This window comes from Catellatospora bangladeshensis, from assembly GCF_016862575.1.
Taxonomy (GTDB): Bacteria; Actinomycetota; Actinomycetes; order Mycobacteriales; family Micromonosporaceae; genus Catellatospora; species Catellatospora bangladeshensis.
This window is the reverse complement of the sequence record NZ_BONF01000041.1, coordinates 57,951-75,588: the sequence shown is the minus strand read 5'-3', so window position 1 is coordinate 75,588 and position 17,638 is coordinate 57,951. Positions and strand designations below refer to the sequence as shown.

Annotated in this window: 16 protein-coding genes; 8 read left to right on the top strand and 8 right to left on the bottom strand. The window is 72.6% G+C overall.

Features of this window, described 5'->3' with window-relative positions:
• Positions 1-13 precede the first annotated feature (13 nt).
• From Cba03nite_RS30865 to Cba03nite_RS30855, 3 genes are all read left to right on the top strand, one after another.
• Positions 14-382 (top strand): PH domain-containing protein, encoded by a 369-nt coding sequence (locus Cba03nite_RS30865; RefSeq protein WP_203753810.1) that lies wholly within the window; start codon positions 14-16, stop codon positions 380-382.
• A gap of 173 nt (positions 383-555) precedes the next feature.
• Complete coding sequence (locus Cba03nite_RS30860; protein ID WP_203753807.1) at positions 556-2,322, top strand: serine/threonine-protein kinase; 1,767 nt, start codon at positions 556-558, stop codon at positions 2,320-2,322.
• A 308-nt stretch (positions 2,323-2,630) separates the two neighbouring features.
• Positions 2,631-4,790 carry a transglycosylase domain-containing protein gene (locus Cba03nite_RS30855; RefSeq protein WP_203753804.1) on the top strand — a complete coding sequence of 720 codons (2,160 nt, stop codon included), beginning with the start codon at positions 2,631-2,633 and terminating at the stop codon, positions 4,788-4,790.
• A gap of 45 nt (positions 4,791-4,835) precedes the next feature.
• On the opposite strand, the gene Cba03nite_RS30850 is transcribed toward Cba03nite_RS30855, so the two are convergent.
• From Cba03nite_RS30850 to Cba03nite_RS30835, 4 genes are all read right to left on the bottom strand, one after another.
• Positions 4,836-6,008, bottom strand: coding sequence for a hypothetical protein (locus Cba03nite_RS30850; RefSeq protein ID WP_203753801.1), 1,173 nt, complete (start codon positions 6,006-6,008; stop codon positions 4,836-4,838).
• Between the two features lie 122 nt (positions 6,009-6,130).
• Positions 6,131-7,102, bottom strand: coding sequence for an asparaginase (locus tag Cba03nite_RS30845; protein ID WP_203753798.1), 972 nt, complete (start codon positions 7,100-7,102; stop codon positions 6,131-6,133).
• Complete coding sequence (locus Cba03nite_RS30840) at positions 7,095-7,838, bottom strand: Clp protease N-terminal domain-containing protein (protein ID WP_203753795.1); 744 nt, start codon at positions 7,836-7,838, stop codon at positions 7,095-7,097. The genes Cba03nite_RS30845 and Cba03nite_RS30840 overlap by 8 nt, the downstream gene beginning before the upstream one ends.
• Positions 7,839-7,969: 131 nt before the next feature.
• Positions 7,970-8,473, bottom strand: a complete 504-nt coding sequence (locus Cba03nite_RS30835) for a hypothetical protein (protein WP_203753792.1) — start codon at positions 8,471-8,473, stop codon at positions 7,970-7,972.
• A gap of 74 nt (positions 8,474-8,547) precedes the next feature.
• On the opposite strand from Cba03nite_RS30835, the gene Cba03nite_RS30830 reads away from it, so the two are divergent.
• On the top strand, positions 8,548-9,000 hold the full coding sequence (locus Cba03nite_RS30830) for an NUDIX hydrolase (protein WP_239126127.1): 453 nt from the start codon (positions 8,548-8,550) through the stop codon (positions 8,998-9,000).
• Here Cba03nite_RS30830 and Cba03nite_RS30825 read toward each other — a convergent pair.
• The 3 genes from Cba03nite_RS30825 to Cba03nite_RS30815 all read right to left on the bottom strand — a co-directional run bounded on the left by Cba03nite_RS30825 (position 8,958) and on the right by Cba03nite_RS30815 (position 13,388).
• Positions 8,958-9,629, bottom strand: a complete 672-nt coding sequence (locus Cba03nite_RS30825) for a hypothetical protein (protein ID WP_203753789.1) — start codon at positions 9,627-9,629, stop codon at positions 8,958-8,960. The genes Cba03nite_RS30830 and Cba03nite_RS30825 overlap by 43 nt on opposite strands.
• 198 nt (positions 9,630-9,827) lie before the next feature.
• The gene (locus tag Cba03nite_RS30820; RefSeq protein ID WP_203753786.1) at positions 9,828-12,269 is read right to left on the bottom strand and encodes an alpha-amylase family glycosyl hydrolase; all 2,442 of its coding nucleotides are present in this window, start codon (positions 12,267-12,269) and stop codon (positions 9,828-9,830) included.
• A gap of 390 nt (positions 12,270-12,659) precedes the next feature.
• Positions 12,660-13,388, bottom strand: coding sequence for a Type 1 glutamine amidotransferase-like domain-containing protein (locus tag Cba03nite_RS30815; protein WP_203753784.1), 729 nt, complete (start codon positions 13,386-13,388; stop codon positions 12,660-12,662).
• 147 nt (positions 13,389-13,535) lie between these two features.
• On the opposite strand from Cba03nite_RS30815, the gene Cba03nite_RS30810 reads away from it, so the two are divergent.
• From Cba03nite_RS30810 to Cba03nite_RS30795, 4 genes are all read left to right on the top strand, one after another.
• Positions 13,536-14,552 carry a TolB-like translocation protein gene (locus Cba03nite_RS30810; RefSeq protein ID WP_203753782.1) on the top strand — a complete coding sequence of 339 codons (1,017 nt, stop codon included), beginning with the start codon at positions 13,536-13,538 and terminating at the stop codon, positions 14,550-14,552.
• 116 nt (positions 14,553-14,668) lie between these two features.
• The gene (locus tag Cba03nite_RS30805) at positions 14,669-14,968 is read left to right on the top strand and encodes a DUF4190 domain-containing protein (protein ID WP_203753780.1); all 300 of its coding nucleotides are present in this window, start codon (positions 14,669-14,671) and stop codon (positions 14,966-14,968) included.
• Positions 14,969-15,037: 69 nt separating this feature from the next.
• Positions 15,038-15,523: a hypothetical protein gene (locus tag Cba03nite_RS30800; RefSeq protein WP_203753778.1), complete on the top strand. Its 486-nt coding sequence runs from the start codon at positions 15,038-15,040 to the stop codon at positions 15,521-15,523.
• A 5-nt stretch (positions 15,524-15,528) separates the two neighbouring features.
• Positions 15,529-15,984: a hypothetical protein gene (locus Cba03nite_RS30795; protein WP_203753776.1), complete on the top strand. Its 456-nt coding sequence runs from the start codon at positions 15,529-15,531 to the stop codon at positions 15,982-15,984.
• 3 nt (positions 15,985-15,987) lie between these two features.
• On the opposite strand, the gene Cba03nite_RS30790 is transcribed toward Cba03nite_RS30795, so the two are convergent.
• Positions 15,988-17,619 carry an acyl-CoA dehydrogenase family protein gene (locus Cba03nite_RS30790; protein WP_203753774.1) on the bottom strand — a complete coding sequence of 544 codons (1,632 nt, stop codon included), beginning with the start codon at positions 17,617-17,619 and terminating at the stop codon, positions 15,988-15,990.
• Positions 17,620-17,638 lie beyond the last annotated feature (19 nt).

Sequence of the window (17,638 nt, the reverse complement as noted above, 5' to 3'; positions counted from 1 at the left end):
CTAGCGTCGGGGCATGACGACGAGCATCGTGTACGACCGCAAGGAGCAGCTGCAGCAGATCCAGAGCGGCCTGCTGCCCGGCGAGCAGGTGATCGCCGTGTACGACGCCATCGGCGCGGGCACCGGCTTCATCGGGCTGACCGACCGGCGCGTGATCATCCAGGACAAGTCCTTCGTGGGCAAGAAGATCGCCATCACCAGCATCCCCTACGGCAAGATCACCAGCGTGAGCGTGGTCAGCAACAAGTCCTGGGCGGGGCAGTTCTTCTCGACCGGAGCGATCGCCATCAACGTCGGCACGCACGTGTACGAGATGGAGTTCCGCGGCGACGAGAAGACGCACCACGTCCACGACCTGATCCTGCACCGGATCACGACCTGACCCGCCCGCGCCCGCAACCAAGCGTCCGGCCTTGCGCGTTTCGTTATCCGGCGGGGTGACAGGCGGCGACCGGGAGATGGCAGTATGTCGCCTGAACTCGCGGGGAGTGTCCGGTCAGGACGCGGCGGCAGGCCGTGCCCGGCCGGGCGAAGAGGACGGGAGACCTGCCCACCATGGTCGGCGCCGAAGCAGCACGGCCCCTGCGGCCGAAGGATCCGCGTGAGCTGGGTGGCTACACCCTGCTCGGCCGGCTCGGCGAGGGCGGCATGGGCAGTGTGTACCTGGCCCGCGACCCGAAGGACACGCTCGTCGCGGTCAAGGTGATCCGGGCCGACCTGGCCGGCGAGCCCGAGTTCCGGCAGCGCTTCCGCAGCGAGGTGGAGCGGGCCAAGCAGGTGCCGCCGTTCTGCACCGCCGAGGTGCTCGACGCCGACCCCGACCACGAGTCGCCGTACCTGGTGGTCGAGTACGTGGACGGCCCGAGCCTGTCCAGCGTGGTGGCCCAGCGCGGCCCGCTGACCCCGGCCAACCTGCACGGGCTGGCCATCGGCGTGGCGACCGCGCTGACCGCGATCCACGGCGCGGGCGTCATCCACCGCGACCTGAAGCCCAGCAACGTGCTGCTCGCGCCGGGCACCCCGAAGGTGATCGACTTCGGCATCGCGCGGGCGGTCGAGGGCCAGCCCGGCAACACCCGCACCGACCAGCTCATCGGCACCGTGGCGTACATGGCGCCGGAGCGGCTGGACACCAAGGCCCGCAAGGCGCTGACCCCGGCCGCCGACGTGTTCGCCTGGGGCGCGGTGGTGGCCTTCGCGGGCACCGGCCGGACGACGTTCGCGGCGGACTCCATGCCCGCCGTCGCGGTGCGCATCATGACCTCCGACCCGGACCTGGACGGCCTGTCCGGGCCGCTGCGCGAGCTGGTGCTGGCGGCCCTGTCCAAGGACCCGGCCGACCGGCCCACCGCCCGCGACCTGCTGGACCGTCTGCTCACCAGCGGGCCGGACCGGGCGCTGAGCTCCGGCGAGCTGCCGCGGCAGGCCGCGGCGGCGGCCGAGGCGGGCAGCCGGTTCGCGGTCGTGGACGCCGATCCCACCAGCATGCAGGACCCGGCGCCGCGTCCCGGCGGCCCGCGCTGGGCCAAGCCGGTCGCGGTCGGGCTGGGCGTGTCCACGGTGCTGCTGGGAGGGCTCACGGTGGCCCTGCTGACCGGGGCGCTGCCGCTGCCCGCGGGTTTCGCCGCCGATCCGTCCGCCTCGCCGTCGCCGAGCGCGAGCGCGTCGCCCTCGCCGAGCCCGTCGCCCTCGCCGTCGGCGTCGCCGAGCCCGTCGGCCAGCCCGTCGGCGTCGCCGTCGCCGAGCGTGGCCGCCACGCCGGCGCCGTACCTGACCGACGCGCTCGCGGAGGAGCGGCGCTGGACCAGCCGCGCCGACGACCCCAACGGAGCCACCTGCCTTTTCGAGGACAAGTCCTACGTCGCGACCACCCTGAAAGACTGGTCCTACCTGTGCCCGGGGCCGAAGGACACCCTCACCGACTTCCGGTTCGAGGTCGACGCGGCGCTGCTGACCAAGGGCAGCTGCGCGGGGGTCTCCTACCGTATGACCGCGTACGCCGGCTACGAGCTGCGCGTGTGCCAGCAGAAGATCACCGTGCTGCGGCGCGCGCAGGGCGATCCTCAGGACGGCCGGATCCTGCGCGAGCTGCCGCTGGACAAGGAGCTGACGCTGGGCAGGTACCAGCGCATCGGCGTGCAGGGGCAGGGGGCGCAGTTCCGGTTCTTCCTGGCCGGCAAGGAGCTGAGGGAGATCGCGCTGACCGACGCGACCTTCGCCGAGGGCCGGATCGTCATCGGCGTGGACACGGTGGGGCACACCGGCGAGGCGCCCTGGCAGGTGCGCTTCCGGCGGGCGGCGATCTGGGCATCCGCGGTCTGACGGGCTCCGGCTCCGCTCCGGCTCCGGCTCCGGCTCCGGCTCCGGCTCCGGCTCCGCGGCATGATCGGGGTTTCGTGTCGGATTGTGCGGCTGGGCCTTAGGTTTGGACACGAACTCGCGATCAACCCCCAACCCGCGGGACCGGCGCCCACACCGAGCCCGGGTGCGGCCCCCGGCGATCGGCTGTGCGCCGGCCGGGAGACTGCTGGACGCCCGCCGGGCCGGGATCGCTCCACAGGGGAATCCGCCGCATAAGCATCAGTGAATCTTCCTCACCTCGGTATGCTGAGCTGCCTATATTCGTGGCTATGGTGCAGCGGTTAATCAGCTTCTTCAGCCGGTACAGCGGTCTGCTGCGAGCCGGCGTCCTGGGCGGGGTGGTCGTGGCCCTCGCCCTGCTACCGCTGGCCGTTCCGGCGGGCATCGGAGCCAAAAAGGGCGCGGCCATCTACGACAACCTCCCCACCCAGCTGAAAGATCATCAGGTCGGCCAGACGACGTACGTCTACGCCAACGACGGCAAGTCGCTGATCACGATGTTCTACGACGAGCACCGCAAGTTCGTGCCCCTGTCGTCGGTGAACCCGAACGTGGTCAACGCGGTGCTGGCCGCCGAGGACGCCCGCTTCTTCACCCACAGCGGCGTCGACCTGCAGAGCATCGCCCGCGCCTTCGTGGCCAACCGCCAGCAGGGCGAGGTGGCCCAGGGCGCGTCCACGCTGACCATGCAGTACGTGCGCATGGCGCTGCGGGACAGCGCGGTGACCGCGCAGGAGGCCATCGCGGCGACCGAGCAGACCCCGATGCGCAAGATCAATGAGATCCGGCTCGCCATGAAGCTGGAGGGTCAGTGGACCAAGACCCAGATCATGGAGGGTTACCTCAACATGGCCTACTTCGGCCATCGCGCATACGGCATCTACGCCGCCGCCCAGATCTTCTTCTCCAAGGAGCCCAAGGACCTGACCCTGGTCGAGGCGGCGACGCTGGCCGGCCTGGTCAAGGCGCCGTCGGCGTTCGACCCGGCCAACCAGACCACACCCGCGCTGGACCGGCGCAACTACGTGATCCGGCGGATGGCCGAGCTGAAGTTCATCACCGCCGACCAGGCCAACCGGGCCACCGCCGAGCCGATCAAGCTGAAGCTGTCCGCCCCGCCCCGCGACTGTGCGGCCGTGCCCGCCGCCAACCGGGACTGGGGCTACTTCTGCGACTTCTTCAAGAACTGGTGGATGCAGCAGCCCGCGTTCGGCCCCAACCCGGTGGCCCGGCTCGACGCGCTGCGCACCGGCGGCTACCGGGTGGTCACCAGCCTGGACCCGAAGCTGCAGGCGTTCTCGATGAAGGACCTGCTCAGCCGCTCGTCGGTGGACATGCGCCTGGCGTACGGCAACGTGATGGTGGAGCCGGGCACCGGCCGGGTCGTGCTGATGGCGGTCAACCGGATCTACTCCATGGACCAGAGCAAGAACGGGCCGAACTCCGACCCGATCAAGCGCTCGTTCGACGTCAAGGGCAGCTACCCGAACACGGTCGCGCCGCTGCTGGGCGGCGGTGACATCCCGGGCTACCAGGCCGGGTCGACGTTCAAGATGTTCACCATGGTGGCGGCGCTGGACGCGGGCATGAAGCTGTCCAAGTCGTTCTACGCCCCGCACCGCTACACCTCGATCTACGTGGTGGAGCCGGGCGGGCCGGCCGCCTGCGGCAACCGCTGGTGCCCGTCGAACGCCAGCGGCAGCATGACCGGCAAGCACAACATGTACTCCGGCTTCGGCAAGTCGGTGAACACGTACTTCGTGCAGCTGGAGCAGGCCGTGGGCTCGGACAAGGCGGTGCGGATGGCCGAGAAGATGGGCCTGACCTGGCACACCGACGTGGACCGGCTGCACGCCTCACCCAAGCACGCCGACAAGTGGGGCGCGTTCACGCTCGGCGTGGCCGACACGACCCCGCTGGAGATGGCCAACGCGTACGCCACAGTCGCCGCCGAGGGCATGTACTGCAAGCCCAGCCCGGTCCTGTCGATCAAGGGCCCGGACGGCGCCGAGTTCACCACCACCGTGGACGGCAAGCAGGTGGACGCGGCCGCGCCGCAGTGCACCCGGGCGTTCAGCCAGGACGTGGGCCGCGCCGCGACCGACGCCGCGCGCTGCCCGACCGGCTACAAGGCGTCCCGCGGCAGCTGCGGCGACTGGTCCACCGGTTCGCGGGTGTACGCGCTGATGGAGCGCCCGATCGCGGGCAAGACCGGCACCACCGACGACACCCGCGCCGCCTGGTTCGTGGGGTTCACGCCGGAACTGGCCGCGGCCAGCTTCATCGCCGACCCCGACTACGTGAAGAACGTCGCCGGTGACGGCAACTACAACATGCCGCTGGACGCCGTGGCCAACTCCCTGAAGTTCGCCCTCAAGGACAAGCCCGTCCGCGACTTCAACCCACCACCCACGTCCATCCTCAACTGACAGGAGTAGGAAGGGCGCCTCCGCAACGCGGAGGCGCCCTTCCTTTCAGGAGAGGACGGAGCGTTGTTCGGGGACGCGCCAGTCGTTCATCCAGGACTGTTCCAGGGCGAGGGTGTGGGCTAGGGACTCGGCGTTCCACTCGTCGTAGGGCGGGGGGACGGGGACCTCGTCGGCGCGCAGGCGGCGACAGGCGGCGGCGAACAGGCGGGCGTCGTGGCGGCCGCCGTCGCCGAGCAGGCGGCGGGCCTTGACCAGCTCCTCGACCAGGGCGCGTTCGACCTGCCCGGCCAGCAGCGGCGGCTTGGCCTCGACGTCGACCCGGCGGCCCGGCATCCGCACGATCGTCACGGCGGCCACCAGCAGCACGGACAGGCGGAACAGCAGCGCGAGGGCGTCCTGCAGGCCGCCGCCGGCCAGCGCCGCGGGGCGCTCCCAGCCGAGCACCTCGGTCAGGTTGAGCAGCGGCACCAGGTCGGCGAGCTGCCAGGCGTAGTCGGCGGCGGCGGCCACCGCGACGTCGAGCGCGGGCAGCACGTCGGGGTTGGGCACCCGCCCGTTGAGGTGTACATCGCCCGGCACGATCGCGGGCGCGGCGGCGGCGAGCCAGCCCGCCCGCCAGGCGCCGACGGTGAGCACGGCGGTCAGCGCGGTGACCACGGCGAGCCGCGGCGGGGCGGCGCGCAGCTCTCGGCTGAGCGCCCAGCGCCGGGCCCAGGTGACCCGCTCGGCGTGCGGCACGGCCTGGCCTGCGGGCCGCACCCAGCGCAGCAGGCGGCGGTGCAGCGGGTCGCGCAGCCACGCGGGCGGGTCGAGCAGCACGGGCTCGTGCTCGAAGCGGCCGGGCGGGCGCCGCCAGGACCAGTACTCCCCCGCCACGGCGGCCTGCCAGCCGGCCGGGCTGCGGCGGCGCAGCCGCCGGGCGAGGTGGCCGAGCACGGCCGCGAGCGCCACCGCCGTGACCGGCACCACGAGTGCGCCGGGCACTCCGGGCTCGACGGTCGAGGCCGCGACCGCGCCGACGCACAGCGCGGCCGCGGCCAGCCACACCACCAGGCGCAGCAGCGCCGCGAGCCCGACCCACAGCCACATCGCGGCCGGGAACGGCAGCACGCCGTCACGTTCCCGGCGCGGCAGCCGTTCTGTCCGGACCGCCAGCTCGTTGACCCTCGTGAAGTCCGGCTGCAGCCGGGTGGCGCCGCCGACGGTCCTGACGTCCATGTCACTCCCCAGTGTGCGCGCAATGCGGCGACGGTAATCAAGCCGCACACTAGGGCAAATCACATCGAAGTACAGTCAAGTGTTTTACACCTGAACGTACAGGGTGTGCGACGTGTACCCCCTCAGAGTCGGGCGAACCAGTCGCGCACCGCGTCCACTCCCTGGTCGCCGCCGTTGCCGAGCGCGGCCATCAGCGCCACCCGGGCCTGCTCCGGGCGCAGCCCGCGGGCGCCGATCGCGCCGAGCCGCTCGGCCATCGCCTGGTCCGCGGGCAACCCGTCCTCCGGCGGGTGGTGGCTGCGCGAGGCGATGACCACGGGCACGTCGCCGTCCAGCAGCTCGCCGATCGCCGCGAACAGGCTCGCGGGCACGTTGCCCCGGCCGGTCCCCTCCAGCACCACGCCGCGCGCGCCCCCGTCGGCGAGCGAGGCGAGCAGCTCGGGGTTGATGCCGGGATATGTCTTGAGCAGGACCACGTCCCATTCGGGCGGGCCGTGCACCGCGGGCGGGCGGGGCGGCGGGGCGGCCAGCAGCCGCACCCGGCCGTCCACCACTCGGCCGACCGGCCCGTACGGCGCCGAGCCGAACCCGTCCGGGCGCGACGCGTCCACCAGCGTCACCCACCGTGCGGCGTGCAGCTCGCCGTGCGCGCAGGCCACCGCGCCGAGCCCGCGCACGGCCGGATCGGACGCCGCGGCCAGCGCCCCGGCGAGGTTGGCCGGCCCGTCGCTGTCCGGATCGTCCAGCGCCCGCACCGCGCCGGTCAGCACGATCGCCGTACGCGCGGCGTCCGCTCCCAGCACCAGGTCGATCAGGTACGCCGTCTCGGCCATGGCGTCGACGCCCTGGGTGAGCACGATCCCGCCGTACTCCCCCGAGGCGGCCGCCTCGCGCACCCGGCGCGCAAGGGCGAGCAGGGTGGTGGGCGACAGGTCCCAGCCCGGCTCGCTTATCACGTCCACGGCTGTCACCCCGGCGGCGACCGGGCCGGCCGCGGCGAGCAGCTCGGCCCCGGTCGCCACGGACTCGTGCCCCGGGCGGCGGCGGTAGGCGACGGTGTCCTTCGTCGCCAGCAGCAGCACCCGGTCAGCCACGCGCGGCCACCCGCTCCTCCAGCCGCTCCACCCGCGCCACCAGCGGCGCCAGCTCGCGGCGGACGATCTCGGCCAGCGCCGCGGGGTCGGCGGCCGCCGCCGCGCCCTGCGTCTTGGCGCGCAGGTGGACGAACCCGGCGAGCGCGGCCGCCACGGCGCGGCGGGCCGGGCGCAGCTCGACGCCGCCCCCGCGCAGGGCCCGGCCGCCGGTGCCGTCCGGCTCGGCGACCAGGCCCAGCAGCAGGTGCTCGGTGCCGAGGTAGTTGTGGCCGAAGCCGGTCGCCTCGGTGGCGGCCAGCTCCAGCACGCCGGCGGCGGGCACGCTGAACCGGCGGGTGCCGTCCGGACCGGCGCCGGCCTCGGCGTCGCGCTCGGCGGCCAGCCACCGGGCGACCTCGGCCGGCTCGATCTCCATCGCGCCGAGCACCCGCAGGGCCAGGTTGTCGCCCTCGGCGAGGATCGCGCCGAGCAGGTGGCCGGTGCTGACCACGGCGGAGCCCGCGTCGCGGGCCTGCTCGGCGGCCAGGCGCAGCACGGTGTGGGTGCGCCCGGTGGCGTGCGGCAGCCGGGTGGTGAGGTCGGCACCGTCCAGGTCCGACAGCGCGGTCGCCCGGATCATGGTGACCCGGCGTACGGCCTGCTCCAGCGCCCGCTGGCAGACGGCGGAGACGGGCACCCCGGCCTCGCGCACCGCGTCGGCCAGGTCGTCGGGCAGGTAGACGTTGATCTTCGGCATGGCGGCTCCCTCCGTAGGCGAACAGTGAGTTTTATATACCCCTACTCGGGTTATACGTCTATAACCCCATCCTTGAGCAGCAAAAACTCCGACCGGGTAGCCCGGCCGGAGTCTTCGTTGCGGAGGTCAGCTCACGCGGTGGGCGGGTTCAGCGCGGCGGGCAGGGTGATCCGGCCGCCCAGTGCCGCGAAGACCCGGAACACGGCGTAGCCGGCCAGCGCCACCAGCCCGAGCCGGGCGACGGTGAGCACGATCGCGCCGAGCGCCTCGACGGTCTCCGGGAACGTGTCGACGTAGCCGAGCCCGCCCAGTCCGATCAGGAACGTGATCGCGCCGAAGAACACCGCAACGGCGTACTCCACGAGCGCGACCAGGGTGAACACCTTGGCGGCGGCGAGCTGCGGCGTGACGTGCGTGGCGATCAGCACGGCGACCAGCGGGAACGACATCACGAACAGGTCCAGGAACCCGGCCCCCTGCGAGCGGGAGACCAGGGTGGTGCCCATCGCGGGGATGATCCAGATCAGCAGCCGGAAACCGAGGTGGAGCGCGGCGTACCCGAGCAGGGCCAGGCTGAACAGCAGCCGCAGCGGCTTGAGGCTCTGCTCCGCGCCGGTGGTGACAGGAGTGGTCATGCGGCGCATCCTAGACGCCGCCGCGAACGGCGCGCCGCTTGACGAAGATCGTACAGGTGTTCGAGAATGCGCAGGTGAAGCACAGGGCACAGGCGATCGTCGCGGTCCACCTGATCCTCCGGCGCGGCGACGACGTGCTGCTGGGACTGCGGCTCAACACGGGCTGGTCGGACGGCTGCTGGCACCTGCCCGCGGGCCACGTCGAGCCGGGCGAGACCCCGCTGGACGCGCTGGTCCGGGAGGCGGCCGAGGAGCTGGGCCTCGCCCTCGACCCCGCGCACGCCGAGCTGGTGCACCTGCTGCACTACGCCGAGCAGCCGCCCCGGCTCAACCTGTTCTTCGAGGTGCGCCGCTGGTCCGGCGAGCCGGTCAACGCGGAGCCGGGCAAGTGCGCCGACCTGCACTGGTTCTCCCTGCACAAGCTGCCCACGCCGCTGGTCGGCTACGCCGGCGCGGCCCTGGCGCACCGGCGCCGCGGCGTGCCCTACAGCGAGTGGGCCGAGGCCGGGTCGGCCGCCGCGCGGTAGGCCAGGTGCCGCAGGCCCCGGCGCAGCCGCAGCCGCGTGGTGAGACGCAGGTCGGCGGCCCACTCCGGGTCGGGCTCGCCGCGCTGCCACGCGTAGTGCGCCAGCGCGTACGCGTACAGCGGCAGGTTCATCCCGGGGCGGCGCCGTGCGCACCGCACCGCCGTGGCCGCGCCGAAGACGCCGAGGCCGAAGTAGACGGTGACGAGGTCGGCCAGCCGCTCGGAGTCCGGCTGGTCCGCGGCGATGCGCCCGTCGCCGAGCAGCAGCACGTGCGCGAGTTCGTGGGCGATGGTGGCGATCAGCGGCACGGGCGCGGCGGCGTGCCCGAAGCCGACCGCGATCACCGGGTGCCCGGCCCGCACCCGGTGGTGCTCCTCGGGCAGCGGCCCGGCGTGCAGCTCCAGCTCGACCCGGACCGGGTCGACGCCCATGCGCACGCACACCGCGTCGAGCAGGGTGCGCGCCTCCTGCACGTCCCCGCGGTAGCCCTCGGGGACGAGGTCGGCGGGGCGTACCGGCGGCGGCTTGAGCGGGTCCCGCCCGAACTCCGCCGACAGCCACGCCAGGGACGTGTCGAGCCAGGCTGCCTCCGCGGGGCGGACAGGGCGCCGCGGTCCGAACCAACGCATGATCAGCATTGTGCGACGAGCGCGCCACTGAGAGCCAGTGCCCGCGCCGCACCCGTCCGCGCCGCGGGCCGCCCGTCCCGACGTCTTACCTGGTCAGAGTCGTTGTCGGACGGTCACATATCCGACCGTACAACTTCTGCGTCCGGACGGTGCGGGCCGCGGGCGGAAAGGTCCGCCCGCGGCCCGCGTGCCGCCGGGTCAGCGCGCCCAGGCGGTGTCCGTGCCGACCTTCCCGGGGGCCGGGTTGCCGGGCAGGCTGAGCACGTACACCCGCAGGTTGCCCTTGCCGGACACGGTCGCGGTCAGGGTCCCGTTGGTGACGGTGACCGACGTCCCGGTGACGGCGTCGGTGTAGACGCCGTTCGGGATGCCCGTGAACGTGCCGGTGCCGGAGACGGTGACCAGCGCGAAGCTGTCCACCGTGCCGCTGGTGTAGCGGCGCTTGAACGCCATCTGGCCGGTGACGCCCTCGGTGGAGTACTGCCCCATCTGCAGCGCCGGGACCGCGCGGCGGATCTGGTTGAGCCGCTGCACGTGCTTGACCAGCGGCTTGCCGAGCGTCGTGGCGACCGCGCCGGAGGCGCTGGACACCACGCCGAAGTCGGCGGCGGTGACGCTGCCCTCCAGGTTCGCGCCGTAGTACGCCCGGCCGGTGTTCGCCAGCGGGCAGCTCGGCCCGCAGTCGATCTGCTTGCCGGCCTGGAACTCGATCTCGGAGCCGTAGTACAGCGTCGGCACGCCCCGGAACGTCCACATCAGCGACACGTTCTCGGCCCAGGCGTCGGTGCCCCCGGCGTAGCGGGTGCTCGACTTGTTCGGCCCGTAGTCGTGCGAGTCGACGTACACCACGTTGTAGGTGGCGTCGTTGACGCTGTCGTCGGAGTCCTTGCCGTTCCAGAACGCGTTGGGCGCGTCACCGAAGTTCATGTGCATGCGCATGTCGATGATGTTCATGCCGGAGAACTTCGACTTGTCGGGCGCGTGGTAGACGTTGCCCTGCAGGAACGCGTTGGTGCTGGTGGGCTGGTTGCCCGTGCCCAGGTTGTTCTCGTAGTTGAACTGCTCGATCGCGGCCGTGGCGTCGTCGGCGCTGTAGGTCGCGCGCTCCTTCCAGGTGAAGAACTGGGCGGAGTGGTTGACCGAGCCGCGGTTCCACTTGTCGTTGACGAACGCGGCGACCTCGCCGAAGACGTAGAAGTCCTTGGCCTTGGCCGCGCCGTACTTGCTGATCAGCTTGTTCTCCAGGGCCGGCAGGAAGCGCCGGTTCCAGGTGACCCGCGGGATGTGCACGGCGGTGTCGATCCGGAACCCGTCCACCCCCATGTCGATGAACCGGTTGTACGCGTCGATCAGGTACTGCTGCACCGCCGCGTTCTCGGTGTTGAGGTCGGCCAGGTCCTCGTGCAGCCAGCAGCTGCGCGCGTCCTCGCCCTCCCAGTTGCCGATCCAGCACTGGTGGAACAGGTTGCTCGGGAACATGCCCGAGGTGGGGCTGGGCCACTGGCAGTTGTAGACCTTGTAGCCCTCGGCGCTGTAGCTGCCGGTGAACACCCCCCAGTTGCGGCAGGTGTTGCCCGCCGGCTCCGGGGTCGACCACAGGTCGCCGGTGTAGTAGCTCTTGCCCGAGTTCGGCTCGACGGACAGGCCGTCGTAGGTGAACGACGGGTTGGGCACGTCGTAGTACCAGCTCCACTGGGTGTCGCGCACGCCGTACACCTTCGGCGTGAACAGGCCCTTGGCGCCCCAGCGGGAGGTGTGGTTGTAGACCACGTCCTGGTAGATCTTCAGGCCCTTGGCGTGGGCGGTGTCGATGAGCTGCTGGTAGCTCGCGCCGGGCGACTCCAGGCGGGCGTCGACCCGGAAGAAGTCGTAGCCGTGGTAGCCGTGGTAGTCGTAGTCGGACCGGTTGAGCACCACCGGCGTGATCCAGACGGCGGAGAAGCCGAGCGCCTTGATGTAGTCGAGCTTGGCGATCAGGCCGGAGAAGTCCCCACGGAACATGGGGTCGTTGTTCGCGGCGTTGCCGGACTTCGTGTGCTGGCTGCCGCCGCGGTTGTTCGAGGCGTCGCCGTCGTAGAAACGCGCCGTCATCACGAAGTAGATCGAGTCCTTGCGCGGGTCGCCGCCCAGCATGGTGCCGGTGGTGGCGGGCGGCGGGGTGCTCGGCGACGGCGAGGGCGCCAGCGACGCGGACGGCGAGGGTAACGCGGACGGCGACGCCGAGGGCGACGGCGACGGGCTCGCGGTGGCGCACGGGTCGCCGGTGCCCTTCACCCCGCCGGACACGGTGACATTGCCCGTGCCCAGGGCGTAGTTGGCTCCCCCGTTGTTGTCCCAGGTCCCCGAGCCGTTGTTGAAAACCACCTGCAGCCCGGTGGCGGTGCCCAGGTCGATGGTCTTCTTACGCCAGCCGGTGCAGGCGGTGTCCATGGCCACGCCGGGCACGGCGGTCCAGGAGCCGCCGGTGGGCGCGTAGTGGATGTTGACCGTCGTCCAGCTCGTGTTCGGGCGGTAGAAGACGGTGACGGTGCTGGCGGCCGACGCGGGCAACGTCAGCAGCGGGACCAGGCTCGCGACGAGACCGGTCAGGGCGAGCAGCGTTGCTCCCCACCGGGCGCGAGCACGACGAGTTGCGCTCACGACGACTCCTCACACGCGGCCGTGCGCCATCGACGGAGGACGCTCATGTGGAGCGGCGGCGGCCACCGTTCTTGCGCAAGGCGATTGAAAGTTTCTGAAAGCTAGCAACAGATTTCAGCCATGTAAAGAGTCCAACACATCTATGGCATGCCCCTGACCCCGCCACACCACCCCTGAAAACCCTTTCAACCTCTGGGGGTACGCGGGACGGGAAGTCACGCGGTTTGGGGGATGATCGCCGTCTCGTGTCGAGAAGTGTGGCTACACCGCAGGTTTGGACACGGGATAGCGATCTTCAGCCGCGCTACCCACGGGAAGCCGCTGACGACGCCCTCCCGACCCGGTCCGCGGGCCGCCGCGGGCGGCCGGGTGGAGGCCGCCGGGAGTGGGTCAGGCGATCAGGCGCGCCGAGAGCGGCGTCTCGGTGACCAGGCCGTCGGAATCGGCCTCGACGCGGTAGGCGTGGGCGCTCGGGGCGCAGGTGACCGCCTCGGCCAGCTCGGTGCCGACGTAGTGCAGGCCGGTGCCGTCCTCCGTGGCGTAACCCGCGGGCAGCAGGCCCGAGCCGATGTACTCGTGCAGCCGCTCGCGGCGCGGCTGCGGCGGGTAGTCGTGGTGCACGCCGTTGCTGTACGGCAGGAAGGCCAGCGCGTCGGTGACCGGGTCCAGGTCGTCGGAGAACGAGTCGGTGCTGCCGCCGACGTGCCAGCAGATGCTGCCCGCGCTGCCGCCGCCGAGCACCACCCCGGCCTCCCACGCCTCCCGCAGGATCGCGTCCAGCCGGTGCGCCCGCCACACGGCGAGCAGGTTGACCACGCTGCCGCCGCTGACCCAGATCAGGTCCTGCGACAGCAGGAACTCGCGCAGCCCGCCGTGGTTGGGCTGCGGAAACAGGCGCAGGTGGCTGATCCGGTGGTCGGTGTCGGAGAACGCGTTGTGGAACGCGGCGATCGCGGCGGGGTCGTCGCCGACCGCGGTGGGCACGTAGCAGATCCGCGCCCGCGCCACGCCGGTCAGCGACACGGCGTGGTCCAGCAGCGGGCTGCGCCGGCGCGGCGGGCTGCCCGGCGGCAGCCGCAGCATGCCGGACGCGGCGAAGATCTGCGCGGGTCTGCCCATACCGCGATCTTGCCACACGGCGGCCGGGACGCCGACCGCCGCGCCAAGCACTCTGTCCGATATGGAACCCAATCGAATCGAGGACAGCTCCCCCGGAGCGGCGCTCATAGCATCGACGCACGTGCAGGTCCGACAGGAGGGGGAACCATGAGGACGTGGCGCAACATCGCGGTGGGGCTGTGCCTGGCCGCCGCGACGGTCCTGGTGCCGGCGTCGTCGGCCGCGGCCGTGAGCCCGGGCACGCCGGGGCAGGTCGCATTCATCCGGGGCGGCAACCTGTTCGTCGCCGAGCCGTCCGGCGCCGTCTGGCAGGCCACCACCGGCGGTGGCTACCTGTGGCCGCGCTGGCAGCCCGGCCCCGGCGGCGGGCTGGCCGTGCTGCGGCACGGCGACCTGTACTACGGCCACTACAGCAGCACCACGCACACGTTCACGGCCGCGCAGCGGCTGACCACGTCGGGCTTCGTCGGCGCCGGGGCCTGGTCGCCCGACGGCGCGAAGCTGGCGTACGCGTACGGCCCGAACGTGTACGCCCCGACCGTCTACATCGCCGACTTCGCCGCCCCCGGCGCCGCCGTCGGCGCCACGGTGACCCGGGTCGAGACCCGCCTGTCCCCCGCCGCGCAGCGCCTGGCCGACCGGCTGCCGAAGAAGCAGACGCGGGCGGCCGTGCTGCCGTCCGGCTTCGACGTGCTGCACGACTCCCTGGCCGTGGCCTGGTCGCCCAACGGCCGCTGGCTCGCGTACCCGAACGGCGAGTGCTGGGCCATCTTCGACGACTGCCTGTCGGTGCTGGAGCTGAGCACCGGCGAGGAGTGGTGGGCGGCCGCGTTCGGCGGCGGCGGTGCCACGCTCGACGGCTTCGCGACGGTGCCCGCGTTCACCGCCGACTCGTCGCGGGTGCTGTGGACCCAGCAGACCCGGCCGCGCTACGAGCCCGACGCGCAGGTCGGCCCGCTGCAGATCATGTCGGCCCCGTCGACCGGCGGCGCGGCCGTGCAGGTCGGCGCGAACTGGGAGCACTCGGCGGTCCCGTCCCCGGCCGGCGGCGGCGCCGTGCTGGTCACCGCGGGCCGCAACGGCAAGGCGTGGGTGACCCTGCGCAACGGCAGCAGCCGCACCTACCTGTACCAGGGCTACGAGCACGACTGGCAGGCCGTCTGACCTGACTGCGGACGGGGGTCGCCCCGGCGCGGGACCGGCGCGGTCCCGCGCCGGGGTGTGCCCGGGCACTGGCGCGGGGGTTCTACCGTGCAGCGCAGACGCAGAAGGGGACCGAGATGACCGACCAGACGCCGCCGCCCGTCCCGCCGCAGTACCCGCCGTACCAGCAGCCGCCGCAGTACAACACGTACGCGATCCTGGCCCTGGTGCTGGCCATCTTCGTGCTCCCGCCGCTGGGCATCTACTTCGGCGGCAAGGCCAAGCAGCAGATCGCCGTGACCGGCGAGCGCGGCGTCGAGTTCGCCACCGCCGCGGTCGTCATCGGCTGGGTCCTGACCGGCCTGTTCATCGCCATGATCGCGCTCTGGTGCGCCATGGCCGGCATCTTCGCCGGCGGCGCCACCATCGGCATGTGACCACCCGCGCGGCCCCGGGCGGCCGGCACGGGGCCGCGCGGGGCGGGCGGATCCGTTAGCGTGACGCGGATGTTGACGTTGGTGGATCGGAGCGGCGTGCAACAGGATCAGTATCTGCGGTTGTGGCAGGAGGAGCGGGCGGACATCCGCCAGCGCCTGCTGCTGGCCGCGGTGTGCAGCGCCGCATGCCTGGTCGCGGCCGGGCTACTGCTCGGGCTGACGCTGCTGGCGGTGGTCGGCGAGGGCCGCGACGACGCGCTGGGCGCGCTGGTCCCGGCCGCGTTCACCCTGATGGGACTGGGCGGCGCGGGCTGGGCGGTGGTGGCCATGTGCCGCCGCGACGTCGCCGAGCACCACCGCCGCGCGGCGCAACTCCAGCGCACCCTGCCCCTGCCGGTCGACGTGCAGCTGCAGGAGCTGACCCCGCCCGGCATGCCCCGGCCGCAGGGACGGCGCCCGCAGAGCGGCCAGGGCCTGCTGACCTCCCTCTACTTCGTCCACTCGGGCGTCTTCCTCAGCGGCCTCATCGCCCTGCTCGCCGCGACGGCGAGCTGAGCGCCATGGACCAGCGTGAGATGTACCTGCGGCTGTGGCTGGAGGAGCAGGCGCAGATCCGGCACCGCCGCCAGCTGGCCCTGCTGTTCAGCGCCGGGTGCCTGGTCGCGGACGCGGTGATCCTGGGCCTGCTGATGCTCTCCGACCAGGCGAGCTCGCGGCTGCCCACGGGCAGCTCCCTGGTGTGGAGCGCGATCGCCGTGGCGGTGCTCGGCGTGCTCGGCATGGCCATGGTCACCACCTGCCGCTGGGTCATCGAGCAGCACCGCGAGCGCGCCGCCAGACTCCACGCGGGGCTGGTCGCAGCGTCCGACGGCGACGAGCTGGTGAAGGGCGACGGCAAGACGACCGCCGTGGCACCACCGGACCGCGCCGCGCTCGGTCCGGCGTACACCGCGCATCTGCTGGCGCTGGCCACCGGGATCGTTCTGCTGCTCGCCCAGCACCCGGCGTTCCAGTAGCGGTCAGGAAGCCGGGGGGACGCGGTCGAGGATCGCGGTGAGGTCGAGGCCGGGCGGCAGGGTGCCGAAGGCCAGGCCGCGGTCGCCCGCGAGCCGGGAGGCGCAGAACGCGTCGGCGACCGCCGCCGGGGCATGCCGGACCAGCAGCGAGCCCTGCAGCACCAGCGCCATCCGCTCGACCAGCCGCCGGGCGCGCAGCTCGCGCTCGCCGGGGTCGGCCAGCTCCTTGCGCAGCTCCTGCCACGCCTGGTCGAGCCGGCCGTCGCCGCCCAGGCCGAGGGACACCTCGTGCTCGTACGCGGCCAGGCTCTGCGGCTCCCTGGCCAGCGCGCGCAGCACGTCCAGGGCGTTGACGTTGCCGGAACCCTCCCAGATGCCGTTGAGCGGCGCCTCGCGGTAGAGGCGCGGCATGCCGGAGTCCTCGGTGTACCCGTTGCCGCCCAGGCACTCCAGCGCCTCGGCGACCAGCGCGGGCTGCCGCTTGCACACCCAGTACTTGGTCAGCGCGGTGGCCAGCCGGGTGAACTCGCGCTCGGCGGCGTCGCCGCGCGCGGCCCGGTCGACCGCGCCCGCGACCCGCATCGCCATCGTGGTCGCGGCCTCGGACTCGACCGCGAGGTCGGCCAGCACGTTGCGCATCAGCGGCTTGTCGTACAGCGCCCCGCCGAAGGCGTGCCGGTGCCGGGCGTGGTGCACGGCCTGCATCAGCGCGGCACGCATGCCCGACGCCGAGCCGAGGCTGGAGTCCAGGCGGGTCAGCGACACCATCTCGATGATGACCGCGACTCCCCTGCCCTGCTCGCCGACGAGCCAGGCGACGGTGTCGTCGAACTCGGGCTCGCCGCTGGCGTTGCTGCGGTTGCCGAGCTTGTCCTTGAGGCGCTGGATGCGGAAGACGTTGCGGGTGCCGTCGGGCAGCACCCGGGGCACCAGGAAGCAGGACAGCCCGCCGGGCGCCTGCGCCAGCACCAGGAACAGGTCGTTCATCGGGGCGCTGGTGAACCACTTGTGCCCGCGCAGCAGCCAGCTGCCGTCGGTGGCGGGGGTCGCCGTGGTGGTGTTGGTGCGCACGTCCGAGCCGCCCTGCTTCTCGGTCATGCCCATCCCGGCGAGCAGGCCGCGCTTGCCCTCGGGGGCGCGCAGGCCGGGGTCGTACTCCCGTGAGGTGAGCAGCGGCTCGAAGCGCGCGGCGAGGTCGGGCTGGGCGCGCAGCGCGGGCACCGCGGCGTACGTCATCGACACCGGGCAGGCGTGACCCTGCTCGACGACGCTCCACACCAGCAGACCGGCGGCGCGGGCCACGTGCGCGCCGGGGCGCGGGTCGGCCCACGGCGCACCGGCCAGCCCCTCCCCGACGGCGACGCGCATCAGCTCGTGCCACGCCGGGTGGAAGTCGACCTCGTCCACCCGGTTGCCGTACCGGTCGTGGGTACGCAGCACCGGGGTGTACCGATTGGCCTCGTCGCCCCAGCGCTGCGCCTGCTCGGTGCCCGCGAGGCGGCCCAGCCGGTGCAGGTCTTCGAGGTGCCAGCCGGCGCCCTCGCGTACCACCGCTTCGAGCAGCGCGGGGTCGGCGGCGACGTCGTGGCCGAGCAGCGGCGGGACCTGGTTGGAGACCTCGTGGGTGGCGGCCATCCCCACATCCTGCCCTACC

Excerpts from the sequence above, each read along its gene's own strand:
- Cba03nite_RS30840 (WP_203753795.1), bottom strand. The coding sequence starts at position 7,838 with ATGCCGAAGATCAACGTCTACCTGCCCGACGACCTGGCCGACGCGGTG.
- Cba03nite_RS30805 (WP_203753780.1), top strand. The coding sequence starts at position 14,669 with ATGACCGACCAGACGCCGCCGCCCGTCCCGCCGCAGTACCCGCCGTAC.
- Cba03nite_RS30815 (WP_203753784.1), bottom strand. The coding sequence starts at position 13,388 with ATGGGCAGACCCGCGCAGATCTTCGCCGCGTCCGGCATGCTGCGGCTG.
- Cba03nite_RS30825 (WP_203753789.1), bottom strand. The coding sequence starts at position 9,629 with ATGCGTTGGTTCGGACCGCGGCGCCCTGTCCGCCCCGCGGAGGCAGCC.
- Cba03nite_RS30810 (WP_203753782.1), top strand. The coding sequence starts at position 13,536 with ATGAGGACGTGGCGCAACATCGCGGTGGGGCTGTGCCTGGCCGCCGCG.
- Cba03nite_RS30860 (WP_203753807.1), top strand. The coding sequence starts at position 556 with ATGGTCGGCGCCGAAGCAGCACGGCCCCTGCGGCCGAAGGATCCGCGT.
- Cba03nite_RS30835 (WP_203753792.1), bottom strand. The coding sequence starts at position 8,473 with ATGACCACTCCTGTCACCACCGGCGCGGAGCAGAGCCTCAAGCCGCTG.
- Cba03nite_RS30850 (WP_203753801.1), bottom strand. The coding sequence starts at position 6,008 with ATGGACGTCAGGACCGTCGGCGGCGCCACCCGGCTGCAGCCGGACTTC.
- Cba03nite_RS30865 (WP_203753810.1), top strand. The coding sequence starts at position 14 with ATGACGACGAGCATCGTGTACGACCGCAAGGAGCAGCTGCAGCAGATC.
- Cba03nite_RS30790 (WP_203753774.1), bottom strand. The coding sequence starts at position 17,619 with ATGGCCGCCACCCACGAGGTCTCCAACCAGGTCCCGCCGCTGCTCGGC.
- Cba03nite_RS30855 (WP_203753804.1), top strand. The coding sequence starts at position 2,631 with ATGGTGCAGCGGTTAATCAGCTTCTTCAGCCGGTACAGCGGTCTGCTG.
- Cba03nite_RS30795 (WP_203753776.1), top strand. The coding sequence starts at position 15,529 with ATGGACCAGCGTGAGATGTACCTGCGGCTGTGGCTGGAGGAGCAGGCG.
- Cba03nite_RS30800 (WP_203753778.1), top strand. The coding sequence starts at position 15,038 with ATGTTGACGTTGGTGGATCGGAGCGGCGTGCAACAGGATCAGTATCTG.